This window comes from Neisseria sp. P0008.S010, from assembly GCF_051962715.1.
GTDB classification, from domain to species: Bacteria; Pseudomonadota; Gammaproteobacteria; order Burkholderiales; family Neisseriaceae; genus Neisseria; species Neisseria elongata.
In genome coordinates this window covers 1-1,084 of sequence record NZ_JBQCVA010000113.1, presented here as the reverse complement: position 1 = coordinate 1,084, position 1,084 = coordinate 1, and the positions used below count along the sequence as shown (strand labels likewise).

2 protein-coding genes and 1 pseudogene are annotated in these 1,084 nt (G+C 53.4%); all 3 read right to left on the bottom strand.

What is annotated here, in order from left to right; genetic code table 11:
• On the bottom strand, window positions 1–57 hold a 57-nt coding region (locus tag ACTHSL_RS12710), incomplete at its 3' end, for a prophage tail fiber N-terminal domain-containing protein (protein WP_224543789.1).
• Window positions 58–121: 64 nt separating this feature from the next.
• Window positions 122–742 carry an outer membrane beta-barrel protein Lom gene (lom, locus tag ACTHSL_RS12705; RefSeq protein WP_001246632.1) on the bottom strand — a complete coding sequence of 207 codons (621 nt, stop codon included), beginning with the start codon at window positions 740–742 and terminating at the stop codon, window positions 122–124.
• A 61-nt stretch (window positions 743–803) separates the two neighbouring features.
• Window positions 804–1,084, bottom strand: a pseudogene (locus tag ACTHSL_RS12700) (phage tail tip domain-containing protein); the annotation flags it as partial.

Below are 1,084 nucleotides of genomic sequence, written 5' to 3'. Positions count from 1 at the left end.
GTTCTGTACCGGTTTTCCTGTGCCGTCTTTCAGGACTCCTGAAATCTTTACTGCCATATTCACCCCACAAAAAAGCCCACCGGTTCCGGCGGGCTGTCATAACACTGTGTTACCTGGCTAATCAGAATTTATAACCGACCCCAACGATGAATCCGTCAGTACGCCAGTCGCCACTGCCGGAGCCTTCATAAGCAATATCAACAACGACGGACGCTGCCGGATTAATCTGTATACCTGCACTCCACGCCACTGAGGTATGCCGCATTGCACTTTCGTCCCTGGCAGTGGTCGTCTCTTTCATATACCCGGGAGTGATTTCCGTCTTACGGTAATCCATTGTACTGCCGGACCACCGACTGTGAGCCACTCCGGCCATGGCGTACGCACTGACCTGCTTACTGATTTGTAAAACCGGTCCGGCCATCACGCTCACATAACGTCCACGCAGGCTCTCATAGTGAAACGTATCCTCCCCGGTCATCACTGTGCTGCTCTTTTTCGACGCGGCGAACCCCAGGGAAGCCATCACCCCCACACTGTCCGTCAGCTCATAACGGTACTTCACGTTAATCCCTTTCAGATGACTCACACCGGTATCCCCGCCCGACAACGACGGCAATGTACCCGGTTTCACTTGAAAATAGCCCACCGTAAACGTACCATGTCCACCTTCCGCACGGGCCGGAGTGACTGTCACCGCAAGTGCGGCAAAGACAGCAACGGCAATACACACATTACGCATCGTTCACCTCTCACTGTTTTATAATAAAACGCCCGTTCCCGGACGAACCTCTGTAACACACTCAGACCACGCTGATGCCCAGCGCCTGTTTCTTAATCACCATAACCTGCACATCGCTGGCAAACGTATACGGCGGAATATCTGCCGAATGCCGTGTGGACGTAAGCGTGAACGTCAGGATCACGTTTCCCCGACCCGCTGGCAGTCAACAATACGGGAGAACACCTGTACCGCCTCGTTCGCCGCGCCATCATAAATCACCGCACCGTTCATCAGTACTTTCAGATAACACATCGAATACGTTGTCCTGCCGCTGACAGTACGCTTACTTCCGCGAAACGT

What these genes read in the sequence shown, in the direction of transcription:
- lom (WP_001246632.1), bottom strand. Translation starts at nt 742, where the DNA reads ATGCGTAATGTGTGTATTGCCGTTGCTGTCTTTGCCGCACTTGCGGTG.